Source organism: Bradyrhizobium sp. SEMIA, assembly GCF_014844175.1.
GTDB lineage: Bacteria > Pseudomonadota > Alphaproteobacteria > Rhizobiales > Xanthobacteraceae > Bradyrhizobium > Bradyrhizobium arachidis.
Genome location: NZ_CP046601.1, coordinates 7,790,423 through 7,804,934, shown reverse-complemented (window position 1 = coordinate 7,804,934; position 14,512 = coordinate 7,790,423). Strand labels below are relative to the sequence as shown.

Annotated in this window: 20 protein-coding genes; 2 read left to right on the top strand and 18 right to left on the bottom strand. The window is 62.3% G+C overall.

The window, feature by feature from the left end; genetic code table 11:
* The 5 genes from FOM02_RS37535 to FOM02_RS37515 all read right to left on the bottom strand — a co-directional run bounded on the left by FOM02_RS37535 (window position 1) and on the right by FOM02_RS37515 (window position 5,288).
* Window positions 1-768: an ABC transporter permease gene (locus FOM02_RS37535; protein ID WP_027562483.1), complete on the bottom strand. Its 768-nt coding sequence runs from the start codon at window positions 766-768 to the stop codon at window positions 1-3.
* Window positions 765-1,550 carry an ABC transporter permease gene (locus FOM02_RS37530; RefSeq protein WP_027562482.1) on the bottom strand — a complete coding sequence of 262 codons (786 nt, stop codon included), beginning with the start codon at window positions 1,548-1,550 and terminating at the stop codon, window positions 765-767. The genes FOM02_RS37535 and FOM02_RS37530 overlap by 4 nt, the downstream gene beginning before the upstream one ends.
* A complete protein-coding gene (locus FOM02_RS37525; protein WP_092215939.1) occupies window positions 1,547-2,392 on the bottom strand; it encodes an ABC transporter ATP-binding protein in 846 nt (281 codons plus the stop codon). The genes FOM02_RS37530 and FOM02_RS37525 overlap by 4 nt, the downstream gene beginning before the upstream one ends.
* Window positions 2,393-2,517: 125 nt before the next feature.
* Entirely contained in the window at window positions 2,518-4,212 is a 1,695-nt protein-coding gene (gene ilvD, locus FOM02_RS37520) for a dihydroxy-acid dehydratase (protein ID WP_092215941.1), read from the bottom strand.
* A gap of 77 nt (window positions 4,213-4,289) precedes the next feature.
* Window positions 4,290-5,288 (bottom strand): ABC transporter substrate-binding protein, encoded by a 999-nt coding sequence (locus FOM02_RS37515; RefSeq protein ID WP_265440900.1) that lies wholly within the window; start codon window positions 5,286-5,288, stop codon window positions 4,290-4,292.
* A 167-nt stretch (window positions 5,289-5,455) separates the two neighbouring features.
* Between FOM02_RS37515 and FOM02_RS37510 the strand changes: the two genes are divergently transcribed.
* Entirely contained in the window at window positions 5,456-6,364 is a 909-nt protein-coding gene (locus FOM02_RS37510; RefSeq protein ID WP_027562478.1) for an NAD(P)-dependent oxidoreductase, read from the top strand.
* 29 nt (window positions 6,365-6,393) lie between these two features.
* Here FOM02_RS37510 and FOM02_RS37505 read toward each other — a convergent pair whose 3' ends face one another.
* The 9 genes from FOM02_RS37505 to FOM02_RS37465 all read right to left on the bottom strand — a co-directional run bounded on the left by FOM02_RS37505 (window position 6,394) and on the right by FOM02_RS37465 (window position 11,590).
* A complete protein-coding gene (locus tag FOM02_RS37505; protein WP_265440899.1) occupies window positions 6,394-6,951 on the bottom strand; it encodes a flavin reductase family protein in 558 nt (185 codons plus the stop codon).
* A 9-nt stretch (window positions 6,952-6,960) separates the two neighbouring features.
* Window positions 6,961-8,160, bottom strand: a complete 1,200-nt coding sequence (locus FOM02_RS37500) for an acyl-CoA dehydrogenase family protein (RefSeq protein WP_265440898.1) — start codon at window positions 8,158-8,160, stop codon at window positions 6,961-6,963.
* 119 nt (window positions 8,161-8,279) lie between these two features.
* Window positions 8,280-9,542: a CaiB/BaiF CoA transferase family protein gene (locus tag FOM02_RS37495; protein WP_092215952.1), complete on the bottom strand. Its 1,263-nt coding sequence runs from the start codon at window positions 9,540-9,542 to the stop codon at window positions 8,280-8,282.
* Between the two features lie 201 nt (window positions 9,543-9,743).
* A complete protein-coding gene (locus tag FOM02_RS37490) occupies window positions 9,744-10,172 on the bottom strand; it encodes a GNAT family N-acetyltransferase (protein ID WP_265440896.1) in 429 nt (142 codons plus the stop codon).
* Between the two features lie 63 nt (window positions 10,173-10,235).
* Window positions 10,236-10,535: a hypothetical protein gene (locus FOM02_RS37485; RefSeq protein WP_265440895.1), complete on the bottom strand. Its 300-nt coding sequence runs from the start codon at window positions 10,533-10,535 to the stop codon at window positions 10,236-10,238.
* The gene (locus FOM02_RS37480; protein ID WP_265440894.1) at window positions 10,532-10,915 is read right to left on the bottom strand and encodes a hypothetical protein; all 384 of its coding nucleotides are present in this window, start codon (window positions 10,913-10,915) and stop codon (window positions 10,532-10,534) included. Before FOM02_RS37480 ends, FOM02_RS37485 begins: the two co-directional genes overlap by 4 nt.
* Window positions 10,906-11,157 (bottom strand): hypothetical protein, encoded by a 252-nt coding sequence (locus FOM02_RS37475; RefSeq protein WP_265442250.1) that lies wholly within the window; start codon window positions 11,155-11,157, stop codon window positions 10,906-10,908. The genes FOM02_RS37480 and FOM02_RS37475 overlap by 10 nt, the downstream gene beginning before the upstream one ends.
* On the bottom strand, window positions 11,157-11,306 hold the full coding sequence (locus tag FOM02_RS37470) for a hypothetical protein (protein WP_265440893.1): 150 nt from the start codon (window positions 11,304-11,306) through the stop codon (window positions 11,157-11,159). The genes FOM02_RS37475 and FOM02_RS37470 overlap by 1 nt, the downstream gene beginning before the upstream one ends.
* A 2-nt stretch (window positions 11,307-11,308) precedes the next feature.
* Window positions 11,309-11,590 carry a hypothetical protein gene (locus FOM02_RS37465; RefSeq protein WP_265440892.1) on the bottom strand — a complete coding sequence of 94 codons (282 nt, stop codon included), beginning with the start codon at window positions 11,588-11,590 and terminating at the stop codon, window positions 11,309-11,311.
* 473 nt (window positions 11,591-12,063) lie between these two features.
* Here FOM02_RS37465 and FOM02_RS37460 point away from each other — a divergent pair, with 473 nt between their 5' ends.
* Window positions 12,064-12,765, top strand: a complete 702-nt coding sequence (locus tag FOM02_RS37460; protein ID WP_265440891.1) for a methyltransferase — start codon at window positions 12,064-12,066, stop codon at window positions 12,763-12,765.
* Here FOM02_RS37460 and FOM02_RS37455 read toward each other — a convergent pair.
* From FOM02_RS37455 to FOM02_RS37440, 4 genes are all read right to left on the bottom strand, one after another.
* Window positions 12,758-13,222 (bottom strand): tail fiber protein, encoded by a 465-nt coding sequence (locus tag FOM02_RS37455; protein ID WP_265440890.1) that lies wholly within the window; start codon window positions 13,220-13,222, stop codon window positions 12,758-12,760. The genes FOM02_RS37460 and FOM02_RS37455 overlap by 8 nt on opposite strands.
* The gene (locus FOM02_RS37450; RefSeq protein ID WP_265440889.1) at window positions 13,122-13,766 is read right to left on the bottom strand and encodes a hypothetical protein; all 645 of its coding nucleotides are present in this window, start codon (window positions 13,764-13,766) and stop codon (window positions 13,122-13,124) included. Before FOM02_RS37450 ends, FOM02_RS37455 begins: the two co-directional genes overlap by 101 nt.
* Window positions 13,767-13,840: 74 nt before the next feature.
* Window positions 13,841-14,062 (bottom strand): hypothetical protein, encoded by a 222-nt coding sequence (locus tag FOM02_RS37445; protein WP_265440888.1) that lies wholly within the window; start codon window positions 14,060-14,062, stop codon window positions 13,841-13,843.
* Window positions 14,028-14,504, bottom strand: coding sequence for a hypothetical protein (locus tag FOM02_RS37440; protein WP_265440887.1), 477 nt, complete (start codon window positions 14,502-14,504; stop codon window positions 14,028-14,030). The genes FOM02_RS37445 and FOM02_RS37440 overlap by 35 nt, the downstream gene beginning before the upstream one ends.
* Window positions 14,505-14,512 lie beyond the last annotated feature (8 nt).

Genomic DNA, 14,512 nt, shown 5'->3' with positions numbered 1-14,512 from the left:
TCACGCCTCAGGGAAGCCCCGCAGCAGGTACGAGCGCACCGCCCCGAGCAGCCCGTTCAGGATCAGGCCCAGCAGCGAGATCGTGATCAGCGGCACGAACATGTCGACGGCCTGAAAGGTTCGAGCCGCCGTGACGAGCGCATGGCCCAGTCCGTCCGTCGATGTGATCATCTCGGCCAGAAACACCACGATACATGAAATGACAAGGCCAATCCGGCAACCGGTCAGGATCGACGGCATTGCCGCCGGAAGCACCACTTTGAACAGGATTTCGTACCGCGGTGTCCCCGCGGCCATCGCCGACCAGATCAGCTTCTGCTCGACGGTCGACGCGCCGTAATAGGTGGAGAGCAGGATAGGAAAAAGTGCGTCGGCAGCCACCAGCGTGATCTTCGATCCGTGGCCAAAGCCGAGCAGCAGCAAGAGCGCCGGATACAGCGCAACCTTGGGCAATGGCGCCAATACGCGCACGATCGGCCGAACCACGGCATTGATCGCGGGACTGGCTGCGGCAGCGATGCCGATGCTGACACCGAGCACCACCGCAATCGCGAAGCCGGCGAACAGCCGGATCAGGGTCGCCGCGATCTCCTGCTGAAATGTCCACGTTACGAGCTGCTGGAGCAACCGGCTGAAGACGAACCCCGGCGGCGGCAGCAAGACCACAGGCGCAAAGCCGAACGATACGAGGCCTTGCCACAGCGCGATCACCAGCACGATCGGCGCAAGCCCGAAGATGACGTTTGTGGGGAGAAGGCGCGAGGTCATGAGAAGCTCAGCGGCATGTCGAACTGAGGCTCGGACCAGCGCACCAGCCGCGCGCGGATCCGCTCGAAGATCGCATCGAGGCAGATGCCCATAGCTCCGACGATGATGATCATCGCAAAGACGGTGTCGTACTGCCCCATGTCGAGCGCGTTGAAGAGGATGTTGCCGGCGCCGGACTGGCGGGCGATCATCTCGCTCGTGATCATCGTGATCAGCGCCAGCACGAGCCCGGTGCGGCACCCGGTCAGGATTTCCGGCAACGCCGCCGGCAGCACGATCCGGGCCAGGCGTTGCGGGGGTGAGAGTCCCATCGCAGCGCCTGACCACAACATCTTCTCTTCGACCGCCTTGGCGCCCTCGAAGCTGTGGTAGATCACCGGCAGGCTCACGCCGAGGAAGATCACCAGTGTCTTCGTGATATCGCCGACGCCGAGCCACAGCATGATGATCGGCATCAGGGCTGCTTTCGGCACCGGGTAGATCACCATCAAAAGCGGATTGAAGAAGGCCGCGACGGCCCGGCTGCGGCCCATCAACAGGCCGAGTGGAATCGAAAACAGAACAGCGATGCCGAACCCGATCGCCATGCGGCGGAGCGAGGCAAGGATGTTGATGAGAGAATCCTTGTCGCCAAGGATGTCCGGAATCGCGCGGATCGCCTCGAGCGCCGTTGGAAAGCTGTCGTTCTTCAGCGCAACCGAGGCGACCTGCCACACCGCCAGCAAGCCGATGCAGGCGAGCACCGGGGCAACGCGTCTCAGCAAGGCGGCTGGCGTCATCATGAGGGCGACCCGGCCTCGTCGCTCTCGTCGAACATGCGCTCGATGTCGACAACGTATTTCTGGTAGCGTGGGTCGAGCAACAGCTCGTTACGCCGGCGCGGCCGTGGCAGGTCGATGTCGATCACCTGCCTGATGCGGCCGGGCGATTTCGACATCATCACGACCTTGTCGGAGAGGAACACTGCTTCGTCGACCGAGTGGGTGACGAACAGCACCGTCTTGCGATCACGCTCCCAGATATTCAGGAGATCGTTCTGCAGCCGCGTCCGGGTGTGCGCGTCCAACGCGCCGAACGGCTCGTCCATCAGCAGGACTTCAGGATGGTAGGCGAGCGTCCGGGCCAACGCGACGCGCTGCTTCATACCGCCGGACAGCTCCTTGGGGTAAAAGTTCTCAAAGCCCTTGAGGCCGACCATCTCGATCAGGGCCCGGCTCTGCGCTTCTGCCTCGGTGGCTCGTACACCTTTCTGACGCGGGCCATACATCACATTGCCCAGCACGGTCTTCCAGGGAAACAGTGCGAACTCCTGGAAGACCGGCCCACGATCCGGCCCGGGTCCCGTGATCGCCCGTCCCTTGATCTTCGCCGCGCCGCTGGTCGGGCTGACGAAACCGCCGACGATGTAGAGCAAGGTCGACTTGCCACAACCGGACGGACCGAGGATGGAGACGAAGGCGCCCTCGTCAATCGTCAGCGAGATGTCCGATAGCGCCAGATGATCCCTGCGCGCCGAGGTTTGAAAGACCTGCGAGACGCGGTCGATCTCGATGATCGTAGAAGCCGGCTTTTTTGACGTCACCGCTCCCACCCATTCGCTCGACCTCGAAGCCACTATCGTCATCCCGTCTCCCGCGTCACTCGCGCGCGAACGTCGCGCGGCGGATCTGCTGAACGTCCTCCATCAGCGGCACGAGCTTAGCAAGAAACCTGCCAGACAGGCGGACGTTTTCGCAAGACGGCGGCGCTTCATTCGAACCATGGCCATTCTGCCGGGCCTTCATGCGTGACGGCTCCGCCCGGCGCCTGCCCGACCAGCCGCGCATATTTTGCAAGCGCACCCGCGCGATGGCGCGGCGGGCGCTGTTTCCAGTCCTGTCGGCGTAAAACGAGTTCCTGCTCGTCGACCAGCAGATCCATCCGCCGGTTTGCAGCATCGATCCGGATCCTGTCGCCATCACGAACGAGTGCGAGAGGACCACCGACAAACGCTTCCGGAGACACGTAGCCGATGCACATGCCGCGGGTCGCGCCGGAGAACCGGCCATCGGTAATGAGGGCCACCTTTTCGCCCATGCCCTGCCCGTAGATCAGCGCGGTGACGCCGAGCATCTCTCGCATGCCGGGGCCGCCGACCGGCCCTTCATTGCGGATCACGAGAACCTCGCCCGCCTTGTAGCTGCGGTCGCGAACCGCTTTGACACAGGCTTCCTCGTCTTCGAACACGCGCGCGACGCCCTCGAAGAACTGGCTCTTCAAGCCGGCGACCTTGATGACCGCACCGTCGGGACAGAGATTGCCCTTCAGCACCGCCACGCCGCCATCGGGCATGATCGGCGCACGAGATGCGTAGACGACCTCGCCATCGGGCGCGTTCGCCGCGCCATATTCTTCAGCGAGTGTGCGGCCCGTGATGGTGATGCAGCTGCCATCGATATGCCCGCTCTGGATCAGCTCGCGGATCACCACGGCCGCGCCGCCGATATCGTAAACGTCCTTTGCCGTATACTTGCCGCCCGGCCGCAGATTCCCGATCAGCGGCGTTCGGGCAAAAACCTCGCCGACGTCGTCGATCGTGAATGCAATGCCGGCCTCGTTCGCAATCGCCGGCAGATGCAGGGCGGCATTGGTCGAGCCGCCGGTCGCGGCAACGATCGCCGCGCCATTCTCGAGGGATTTCCGCGTCACGATGTCGCGCGGCAGCGGACCGCCGCGTTCCAGCATCTCCATGATCAGCCGGCCGGCGCGTCGCGAGATCTGTGCGCGCTCGGCATAGACACCCGGCACCATCGAGACGTTGGGAATGGTCAGGCCCATCGCCTCGGAGACCATGCCCATGGTGTTCGCGGTGAACTGGCCGGCGCACGCGCCGATGGTCGGCAAGCAAGCACGCTCGATCCGCTCAAGCGTCTCGCCATCGATCTCACCGGTCATGAAACTGCCGACAGCCTCGTAGGAATCGAGCACCGTCAGCGTCCGTCCGTCCACGCGGCCCGGCAGCGAGCTGCCGCCGTAGATGAAAATGGACGGGACGTTGCAGCGAACCATGCCCATCATCACGCCGGGAAGCGTCTTGTCGCATCCGCCATATCCGATGAGCGCATCGTAGGCGAGACCATGGACGACGGCCTCGATCGAGTCGGCGATCAGCTCGCGCGAAAACAGGGAGAACTTCATCCCCTCGTGATTCATGCTGATGCCGTCGGACACCGAGATCGTCGAGAATTCGCGCGGCGTACCGCCGGCCTCCTCAATTCCTGTCTTGGCCGCGGCCACCTGGAAGTCGTGCGTCATGTTGCAGGGCGTCTGCTCGCCCTTCATGCTGACGACGCCGACCATCGGCTTGGCAATCGCCGCATCGTCGAGCCCCATTGCGCGCATGAAGGCGCGATGCGGGGCCCGATCGAGGCCGTCTGTCGTGACTCGTGATCGCAACTTTTTCATACGAGCATCTTCTTCATGCAACGTCCCGGATCACCCGGGACGTTGCGATCTCCTTTGTTCGACGTACGGCCGCTCGCCTATTCCAGCGGGGCGACAATTGTCGGATGCTTGAACTGCGCCGCGTCCAGCTTCGGCAACATTCCCGTCTCGGCGTAGATGTCCAGCATCTTCTGGATCGCCGGAAAGTTTGGCGCGGCACCAGGATCGCGACCGAAATCATTGTCCTTGAGCAGATAGGTCTCCAGCACCGGAATGGGCGCCTTCAAGACCTCATTGACAACCTTCAGCGTCTCTTCGCGGTTCGCCAGCGCCTTTTTCATGCCCGAGGTGATGTCGCGGACATAGGCCTTGACCACCTCCGGGTTCTTATCGACGAAATCGGCGCGGCACGCTTCCAGGATGTGCACGATGTTCGGCATCGCCTGCGACAGCGAGAACAGTTTCCTTGTTCCGCCCTTGGCCTCTGCGCGCGCGGCAAACGGCTGGTTCATGTTGACCGCATCGACGCGGCCCTGGCGCAGGGCATCCTCGGAGACGGCAAAGCCGACCTCGACCAGTTTGATATCCTTGGCCGGGTCGACGCCATTCTGCTTCAGCAGCAGATTGAACGGCCCTTGCGTGCCGCCGCCAATCACGGAGATGCCGACCGTCTTGCCTTTGAGGTCCGCGATCGTCTTGATCGGCGAGTCATCCATCACCGCCCAGTAGACCGAGAAGCCGCCGGGTTTCTCGAACACGTGCTGCGCCACGATATAGGCCTTGAGGTTGCCGCCGACCACGCCGTTGGCGAGCGACAGCGGCGCCTGCGTCGCGCAGTCCAGCGCGCCGGCCGCCAAAGCCTGCGTCATCGGCGCGGTACCCTGAAACTGGGTCCATTCGATGTTGTAGGTCTTGCCGAGGTTGGGAAACTCAGCCGGGCGGCGCATCATCCAGTACTTGGATTCCTCGGCTGGGATCGTCCAGCCAACGCGGATCGTCTGCTGTGCCCATGACGGGCTCGCGCCAGCGGTCACGGCTGCTGCCGCTCCCAAAGCCAGAATCCACTTCGAAACGCTCCACCTCGAAACGGTTCGCATCGTGCCCACTCCGCTGCTCCAGCGCCGACAGGCGCCACCCAACCCGACTGCCGCAAATGTTTCATGGTTCAAACAATCAAGCAAGCCATGCGGGTTGGACGGTTTCGCCGTCCGGCCTGCCATGTATGGTAAGGCGACGTTTGCGCTGCGACAGAAAGAGGCAACCTATGGCTGATGCGAGCAAGACAAACCCGCAAGGCGTCGAGAGGCTCGGCTATCTCGGCCTTGGGCTGATGGGCACACCCATGACCCGGCGCCTGCTCCAGGCCGGCTACCAAGTCAGCGTCTGGAATCGCTCGGAGGGCAAGATCACTCCACTCGTCGAGGCTGGTGCAAGGCGTGCAGCCACCCCTCGTGACGTCATGGCGACCTCGGACATCGTGTTCATGTGCGTCACGGATGCCGCCGCCGTCGAAGAGGTGATTTTCGGGCCCGAGGGGCTTTCCACGGCGCCCGGCGCGGAAAAGCTCGTCGTCGACTTCTCATCGATCCATCCTGACGCCGCGCGCGACCTTGCGAAGCGATTGAGGGCGGCGAACGGCGCGGGCTGGATCGACGCGCCGGTATCCGGCGGCACCAAGGGCGCCGAGGAAGGCACGCTTGCAATCATGGCCGGCGGGGAAGCGGCTGACATCGAACGGGTGCGACCCTATGTGCTGGCCATGGCCCGCAGGTTCACCCACATGGGCCCTACCGGGGCCGGCCAGACCACTAAGCTCTGCAATCAGGTGATCGTCGGTTGCGCGATGGCCGTGCTTGCGGAAGCAACACGCCTTGCGGCGAATGCCGGCATTGACGCCAACCGGTTGCCCGAAGCGCTCGCGGGCGGCTTTGCGGATTCCATTCCGCTTCAGCTGTTCGTGCCGCGGATGGCCCAGGGCATTCACTCCCCGCCTCTTGGGCACATTGCCACGATGCTCAAAGACCTCGATACGGTCGCCGACGTCGCGCAGACGACGTCGACGCCGGTGCCGATGGCGTCGCTGGCCGGACAGCTATTCAGGCTGGCCAAGGCCGCCCGCGGCGCGGAAGCGGATGCGCTGGAAATCTACAAGCTCTCGGCAGCAGAGCGCTAGGCCATCGCGCGGCTCGCAGCACGTCACTGCTACTTCTTGCGCTCGTCGTCCGTCAGGAACCGGCCATACGTCCCACGCGCAAACAGCAGCGGCTCGCTGGCGTTGTAGTCATAGGCCTCGACCGCGCCGAGAAAGATCACGTGATCGCCGCCATAGTAGCGATTGACGGATCGGCATTGAAAATTGGCGACGCTCTCGGCGAGCACCGGCGCATTGCCGAGGCCCGGTGTCCAGTCAACGCCGGCGAACTTATCCTCGGATGATTTCGCAAACTTGTTCGCTAACCCCTGCTGCGAAGTGCCGAGCACGTGAACGGTGAAATGGCTGGCGTTCTGAAACACGATCAGGCTCGACGAATAGATCCCGAGACTCCAGAGCACCAGAGGGGGATTTAAAGAGACCGACGCGAACGAATTGCAGGTGATGCCATATGGCTTTCCATCCGCGGCCGTGGCCGTGATGATCGTTACGCCCGTTCCGTATGTGCCGAGCGCATTGCGAAAATCGCGGGGGTCGATCGACGAGCTGTCGCTCGCAAGCTCATTGGCAGGATCGGGGACGGCCGGCTGCTTCGGCAGGTCAGTCATCGGCCGGCCTCACAGCGTGAGGTTCTCGGACGGTAGCCCGAGAGCCACGCGTCCATAGTTGGTTCCGGCCGCATCGAAGTTGAATGCAAGATGCGAGTTGATGGCGTGGGCGTCACGGAATTGCCGCTGCAACACGCCCGTCGTGAACAGGCCGCGCGCTCCGCTCGCCGCAAACAGCATCGAGACCGCCTCGGTGCACAGATTCACCGAAAAGGCTCCGTCGCGTCGATATCTGGTCTTCGTCGCCATATCGGGAATATGACGGCGTCTCGCATTCCCAACGGCCTCGATACAGGCCGAGCGCATGATCAGGCGCGCAGCATCAATCTTGGCCGAAGCCTCCGCGATCTTGATCTGCGTGCTTTGGAAGTCGCTAAGCTTGGCGCGGTTGTAGGTCGAGATGCGATGACGCGCGACCTCCGCATAATCGTCAAGACACGCTTGCGCATTCCCGAGCGCAACACCGGACAGGACGTAGGGAAACAGCGAGAACACGGGCAGCGTATACGACGGATTGGGATTGACTCCGCTTCCGGGCGTCGGCCCGCCGGCAAGATCGCCGACGGCGACCGTCATGTAGTCGGGCACAAAGGTATCCTTGACCTCGACGTCAGAGGAACCGGTGCCGCGCAATCCCGCGACATTCCAGGTGTCCAGCACCTTGTAATCGCCTTTCGGCAGCAGAAAGATTCGATATTCGATGCCATCAGCCTCGTCGTCGGAGTAGACAACGCTCGCGAGCATGTTCCAGTCGCAGGATGCAACGCCCGACGAGAATGGCCAACTCCCGTGCAGCCGGTATCCACCCTCGACCCTCGTGGCGCGACCGGCCGGAAAAATGAACGAGGACGCAATCAGCGCATCCGGATCGCGACCCCAAACCAGACCCTGCGCCTTCTGCTCGAACATGCCGAGCATCCAGTGATGGCTCGCCAGATTGGCAAGATTCCACGCAACCGACGCGTCCGCCCGTCCGAGCAGCTCGGCGCAATCGACCAGGGCGACGTAGTCGAGCTCGGCACCGCCAACGCGCTTGGGCTGAAGCATCCGGAACAGACCGGCGTCGTGGAGATCTCTCTCGGTTTCCGGCGGAAGATGTCGCAGCTCCTCCGTCCGCGCCGCTCGCTCGCGCAGCTGCGGCAGAAGCCCTCGAGCCTTCGCGATCATGGCCGCATAGGCGCTGCCTTCCGGCCCTGTCGGCTGACCCATGCTCGGCTCCTGGTCAGGCGCCATTCGTGTCCCTCGCTGTCGCCTAGTTATGCGGCGGGAGCATCGCCAAATCAAGCAGATGTGGCGCCAGCGCGTCACGCCTGCTCAAGACTGCAGGTTCAGAGCGACGGCTTGGCTGATCCAAAAGCGCCCTTTTGTGTGAACTCCGAAATCCGACGTTCGTCGTATCCCAGCGTATCACGAAGGACGTCTTCGGTATGCTCGCCCAGCAAGGGTGCCGCTACAGGATCAATCGCACCGGTCAGGCTCATATTAATCGGAGCTTCGATGTTGGGGACCCATTGCGCCGTAGGGTGTGGAATCCGGCTCAAGCGATGGCGCTCCCGGGCCTCCGGCGCGTTGAATCCCTCCTCGACCGTGCGAAGATAGCCGACCGGAATATTGGCCAGCTTCATCTTCGCCATCCAGTTCTCGAGTGTATCGCTCGCAAACACCTCCGCGATGGCGGCCCGCAGCAGCTCCTTGTTCTCGGAGCGTGCCTTGCGCGAGGCGAATTGCGGATCGGTGATCAGATCGGGCCGGTTCAGCACCTCGACCACCAGCCTACGATAGAGGCGATCGTTGGCGCAGGCCATGTAGAGCGGCCCATCGGAAGCCTCGTAGACGCCGACGGTGGGAGACCCGCTCGGCGAATTGCCGAATCGTCCGGGGTTCTCACCATTAATGAGATAAGCCATGCCGTAGAAGCCGGTCATCCCCATCGCGATGTCAAACAGGGCCACCTCGACATGTTGCCCGCGGCCGAGCCGATCCCGCGCCAAGAGCGCCAGCAGGATCGCGTTGCAGGCGGACATCCCCGTCGCCATGTCCACGATGGGCGGGCCGGTGCGCACCGCCGGGCCATCAGCGAACCCGTTGAGGGACATGAAGCCGCTTTCCGCCTGCGTAATGGGATCGAAACCGGGCCGCGAGGCGAACGGCCCGGTGCGCCCGTAAGCGGAGATCGAGCAATAGACCAGCCGCGGATTGAGGGGCGCGACAGCCTCGTAGTCGAGGCCGAACTTCTTCATGACCCCGCTGGAAAAATTCTCGACGACCACATCGGCCTTCCGGATCAGATCCAGCGCGATCTCGCGGGCCTCCGGGACGGCGAGGTCAAGTGCGATGCCGCGCTTGTTGCGGTTCAGGCTGAGATAGGCCGCACTCTCGCCGCCGATTTCGGCATGCTCGTAGGCCCGCGTATCGTCGCCGCCGTCCGGATTCTCGATCTTGATGACGCGCGCGCCGAAATCGGCAAGCGTCTGCGTGCAGGCTGGCCCCGCCACGACGCGCGTGAAGTCCACGACCAGAAGACCATCGAGCGCAGTCGGTCCGCCGGCCGCCCGCGACGAACGTTCAGGCAATTGAGGCTTGGTGGGCATCGACAGCGCTCTCCCTTACATCGGCTTATGGTCGCCGAATTTCCTGCAGCACCAACTTAAAGCCCGGCGTCGCCGGGTTCGCAAGTGCCTCACCCGCATCGCTTCAATACGCAAAAAGGGCCCGGCAGCCGTCAAGCTGCCGGGCCCCTTTTTATGTTGAGAAGATTACCTTCCGCATCACGGGAAACCCGCTCCCATCGTTCAGCGAAGCCATTTCCGCCAATAAAGACTGTACGGCCAGGCCCAGGGCACTTCCGGCTCGAAGAGCCGATAGTTCGCCCGGATGAAGTTATTCGCCGAGATCGGGTTATCCGTCGTGTCGGAGACGATACTGTCCCATCCCACACGCCGTCCCCTCGCCTCGATTGCGCGCATCAGCCTGCACTGAAGGCCGCGCCCCCAGTGCCGCTGCAACACGCCGACCCTGGAGAAGTAACCTCCATTGCGAACGTGCGTCGACGGCACCACGCCGGCAAACGCGACCGCCTCACCACGATGATAGGCCAGCCACCACGCTCCCAGCTCGAATTGCGGCACGGTCGCCGCATCGAAGAACGTCATCTGATGCAGATCGGCCAAGGCATCGGCAATGTCGTCATCGGACGCATCGACCATACGAATTCTGTACATGAGATCGCCCGTTGGCGAGAGATGACGTGAATGAAAGCGCCGCAACGTCGCCGTGGTGACGACTCACTTGCTCAGTACGACCTTGACGCCGAGCCAGACGGCTCCCATCAGGCCCGTCGCAAGCACCGTGATCACAGCCTTGAAAGTATAGCTTTGCGCCTGCTCCACGCTCCTTCGCCATCGCCGCAGGTGCTGGAAATCAGCCCTCAGCTCCTTGCGGTCGTCATCTTCGATTCCAAAAGAAGCCAGCACCGATGCGACCGCCTTCAACACGATCGCATCGATGCTCTCCTGCTGAATCCTATGCTGCTCGGCCAATGTTTCGGCGACGATCGCTCGAATCTCCTCGTCCTGAATCTTCACCGCTTGATGATCCTCGCAACATTCTCGAACCCGCGCTTGGCGAAGTAGAAGGAGACCACGAGATTGGCCGTAATGGCGGCAAATCCTGCCAATGCGTCGGTGGTACCGAGGCCGAGAACCTTGTCCCAGACAAGCAACTTTGCGAAATAGATCGTCACGCAGTAACCGATCAACTTGTCCGGCTCGTACCAATAGCCGAGCTCCGCGGTTCTATATTGCATGACGGCCTTGGTCTCGGCCGTCTGCGACGCGATCTCGCTCGCCGCAAGATCCGCCGCGATCTTGGTGTCGACATTTTCGACTTTGAGCTTCGCGCTGTAGGCATCGATCAGCGCCTTGACGACGGGGCCGCCAAGAAACGAGATGAGGGTCATCCACATTGGTCTTTTCTCCGAAGGGTTCGCAGGCGCGCGATGATGGTGATGACGGAGATCACCAGCAGAATGCGTCCCGTCGTCTTGACGTCGCCGATGGCGGAGCTGATCTGATCCTTGACGCCGGGATCGCCGAGCGCGTCGGCGAGGTCGTCGATGATCGAAGCCAGCGCACCGGCGAGCGCGATGCAATAGCTCCAGGCAATGGTCATGGAGTGCAGGCAGGCCGCCTTGATCTTGGCGAGCATCACGATTTGGCCCGCAGCGCTGCAAGCTTGACCTCGAGCGACTTGATCAGAGCATCGGTGCCGGTCACGAACCGAAGCACCGGGTCCTTGCAAAACCAGCAGGCCGCAAAGCCGGCAGCGAACAGAATGATATCGAGGATCGTCCACATGTTCATTTCCTTCCAAAAATTGCTCTGATCAGGTTGACGACGAACGCACCGATCGAGCCTTTCGACGGGTTCGTCAGTGAAGGCCGCGCCAAATTGCCGGCCGACGGACTTTTCGTAAGCCTCGCACCGGAAAGACTGATCTCGGGATCGAGCTCCATCAGCGCGATCATGAGTGCCGCGCATCCCAGTTGCGGATCGACCTTGCCTGGATCGTAAACACCGTCCCTGACGTACTTCCCGGCCCGGTATTGGTTGGTGCCCGACCAGACGTAGGGCGACGGCACACCACGAGCGGCGTAACCGATGCCGTTGTAGGTCTCGAGTGCCGTCAGCGCCGATGCGATCGACCAGTCCTTGTGACGCGCGAGGAAGGGCGGACACTTGACCAGCGCGTCGATGGCTGCGGCCTCCCAAGACTCGAATGGGCCCCGCCCCGCCGGAACGTGAACCGAAATGCGGTTCCAGGGATCGCCCTGGGCCAGGGAAGCCCTCCAGTCCTGAGAGCTCTCTCGCTCGTGGATGACGGCGATAACAGGCCAGGGGACGCCGGTCTTGGCCTCCCGCGTGATAACGCGCTTTGGAATTGTACAGTCGGGCCGCGATGGTACCGGCCTCCGTCTTACGGGTCAGCTTGGCATGCGCCCAGCGGCGGGCGTTCGCCGCGGATAGGGCGTTGAGGTCTACCATGGGTTGCTCGATTAGGGGTTGGAGTGTAAGTTCCGACGCAACTCAGCAATATTGCGAAACGGAGCTGCGGATGAGCATCGTCAAACGCTTGGAAAAGGAGGTCGTGCGCCCCGTTCTGCGCTGGGCGCGCCCTGCCAAGCGTGTCGTTTTGGGCGGCATCGCGATCGACTATAAGGCCGAGCTCGATGGCGGTGGAATTGAATTCGGCCAAGAATTCATTCCGTTCCTGCGCTCGCGCGGCATGCCGGTACAGCGTCGCGCCTTCGAATGGTGCTCGGGGCCAGCGTTTATCGGCTTCTCGCTGCTCGGCAATGGCCTGTGCGAGACACTTTGCCTTGCCGATATCAACCCTGCGGCCGTCGCTTCATGCCGCAACACAGTTCGTCAGAACCACCTCGAAAACCGCGTGTCCGTGTACCAATCGAACAATCTTCGGAGCCTTCCCGAAGGCGAAAAATGGGGTTTGGTTGTGAGCAACCCGCCCCACTTCATCGACCAATACGAAGGCGACATCCGCGCTCATGATCCGGGCTGGAACATCCATCGAGAATTCTTCTCAACCATCCACGGTCATCTCGAAGATGACGGCGTCATCGTCCTTCAAGAGAACAACCGCGGATCGACCGTCGAGACCTTCCGGGAAATGATTGACTTCGCCGGCCTTGAAATCGTCTTCACCTACGGCGATAAACCAACGCTCACAGCGAAGAGCGAATTCTTCTTCATGGGCATTGTGAAGAAGGGTGTCACGGCGCCGGCGTGGGCTAGATAATTCGCAGTAGCTTGTTCGCTATGATCGTCGGTTGAAGCATTACAACCGGCGAGCTAGTTCCGCCCTGCGGGGTGCCGGTGAAAGTCGAGGTCGCTTGGGATGCAGTCACAGTGGCTGTCGTATTTTGGAATGCGCCACTTGGCGAACTGTTCGAAATCGCGGACCCAGCCACAATCGTCTGAGCGTTGCCACCGATGCTGATGGCCCCGTTCGTGATAGTCCCCCCGGGGGTGTAAGGCGGTAAATTCGCAGTAAGGAGGGTTTTTGTCTCCGCGCCTCCCGATCCGCCAAGCGTCGTCGCCCCGCCGGTGATGATACCGGTCCCGCTCAATCGCGATGCCGCACTACCGCCCATGTCATCCTTGCCGGCGACAACGCGTCCGCGCAAATCCGGGATGTTGAAAGTGCTTGAGCCGTCTCCAGCACCAAATGTGGTGCCAAACAATGAGAAGAGCATCGAATACGCAGTTCGCGAAACCGCCTGCCATATGGAAAAACGAAATTGGCGCTCGGCGCGACGTGCCAAAATAGTCGATCATGCCGCCGATCGGCACGGTAAAGGGAAGCTGATAGAAGTCCTTCAGCCGCCACGTGTTGCCCGTGTTGTAATAGACAAGCGTGTAAACACCGCCAGTCAAGAGCGTTGCAGCGGGAACGGCTGTGGTGGAAGATGCCGTGTCGATGATGATGGGGTCCGCACCAAGTCCGTCAACATTCAGCGTCGGATTAGCGCCGTTGGTCGCGTGAATTGTGACCGAGATTTCAGCGCCGTTCATTGCCGATTTGGAGGAAAAGACCTGGTTGGAGGAGACGGTATAAGCCGTCGATGTGCCGCCGGTGATCAGCGAGCCGGACGTGTCGTCACGATACTTGGCAGTAGCCGCCATCATGGCGCGCGCCGAGTCATTGACGCTGGACGGCGACTGGCCCTCCGCCCAATTGATCGTGGAGTCAGCCGTCGCGTCGGCGGAGGCCGTTTGAGACCACTTATAGAGAGTCATTCTGTATCCTTGATGTAAGACGCGCCCCTGCTGGTCGCCGAAGCGTCGCTCGTGGAGGCCGCTGCTGCGAGCCGTCAGTCCGGCGTTTTCGCCTCTGTGCCGCAAAGCTCGATGTACTGTGCGCAGCGGCAGGACGGCGCCCGGGCCGTCAGGAGATTGCGGATCACGCCCGCGGGGACGCCGGGACTCTCGCTTGCGATCCTCGCCACGCGGGCGTCGATGATGCCGTCGATTTCGGCGCGCAGTTCCTCGATGCGGTCCTCAATCCTTGCCGTGCGCTGCTGCTTCAATGCCATGGGTCTGTTCGTCCTTCGTTTGAGCCTCCAAAGCCGCCAGCTTCTGGCGGACGGAAGCAGCATCGTTCTGGGCACGCCGGAGCGCGCGTTCCCGCTGAGCTTCGTGCGAAGCGAGATAGGCCTGGATGTCGTAGGGGAGTACGCCGAACCGTTCCTTGAACGATCCCGGCCATGACCGTGGTGGAGGAATGGCTGCGATCGCGCTCATCGCGCTTGCCGCCGCGCCGCCGAGCGTGGGATCGGCCAGGCCGAGCGACACGTGCATCCGCGATATCTCCTGCACGGCCGGCCAGAGCCGGCTCATGCCGAGCGACGCGCAGTCGGTCACGAAACGCGCCACCGACGCAGGTGTCGCTGGACACGCCGCCACGCCGTTGAGCTCGCACCATCGGCCGAACATCGGTGCATCGCGCAACCGCGCCTGCGCGAGCGCCGTGAGCAACGGATGGG

Bases quoted from the DNA above. Each gene is read 5' to 3' on its own strand.
- FOM02_RS37535 (WP_027562483.1), bottom strand. From the start codon at position 768: ATGACCTCGCGCCTTCTCCCCACAAACGTCATCTTCGGGCTTGCGCCG.
- FOM02_RS37530 (WP_027562482.1), bottom strand. From the start codon at position 1,550: ATGATGACGCCAGCCGCCTTGCTGAGACGCGTTGCCCCGGTGCTCGCC.
- FOM02_RS37525 (WP_092215939.1), bottom strand. From the start codon at position 2,392: ATGACGATAGTGGCTTCGAGGTCGAGCGAATGGGTGGGAGCGGTGACG.
- ilvD (WP_092215941.1), bottom strand. From the start codon at position 4,212: ATGAAAAAGTTGCGATCACGAGTCACGACAGACGGCCTCGATCGGGCC.
- FOM02_RS37515 (WP_265440900.1), bottom strand. From the start codon at position 5,288: ATGCGAACCGTTTCGAGGTGGAGCGTTTCGAAGTGGATTCTGGCTTTG.
- FOM02_RS37510 (WP_027562478.1), top strand. From the start codon at position 5,456: ATGGCTGATGCGAGCAAGACAAACCCGCAAGGCGTCGAGAGGCTCGGC.
- FOM02_RS37505 (WP_265440899.1), bottom strand. From the start codon at position 6,951: ATGACTGACCTGCCGAAGCAGCCGGCCGTCCCCGATCCTGCCAATGAG.
- FOM02_RS37500 (WP_265440898.1), bottom strand. From the start codon at position 8,160: ATGGGTCAGCCGACAGGGCCGGAAGGCAGCGCCTATGCGGCCATGATC.
- FOM02_RS37495 (WP_092215952.1), bottom strand. From the start codon at position 9,542: ATGCCCACCAAGCCTCAATTGCCTGAACGTTCGTCGCGGGCGGCCGGC.
- FOM02_RS37490 (WP_265440896.1), bottom strand. From the start codon at position 10,172: ATGTACAGAATTCGTATGGTCGATGCGTCCGATGACGACATTGCCGAT.
- FOM02_RS37480 (WP_265440894.1), bottom strand. From the start codon at position 10,915: ATGTGGATGACCCTCATCTCGTTTCTTGGCGGCCCCGTCGTCAAGGCG.
- FOM02_RS37475 (WP_265442250.1), bottom strand. From the start codon at position 11,157: ATGCTCGCCAAGATCAAGGCGGCCTGCCTGCACTCCATGACCATTGCC.
- FOM02_RS37470 (WP_265440893.1), bottom strand. From the start codon at position 11,306: ATGTGGACGATCCTCGATATCATTCTGTTCGCTGCCGGCTTTGCGGCC.
- FOM02_RS37460 (WP_265440891.1), top strand. From the start codon at position 12,064: ATGAGCATCGTCAAACGCTTGGAAAAGGAGGTCGTGCGCCCCGTTCTG.
- FOM02_RS37455 (WP_265440890.1), bottom strand. From the start codon at position 13,222: ATGCTCTTCTCATTGTTTGGCACCACATTTGGTGCTGGAGACGGCTCA.
- FOM02_RS37450 (WP_265440889.1), bottom strand. From the start codon at position 13,766: ATGACTCTCTATAAGTGGTCTCAAACGGCCTCCGCCGACGCGACGGCT.
- FOM02_RS37445 (WP_265440888.1), bottom strand. From the start codon at position 14,062: ATGGCATTGAAGCAGCAGCGCACGGCAAGGATTGAGGACCGCATCGAG.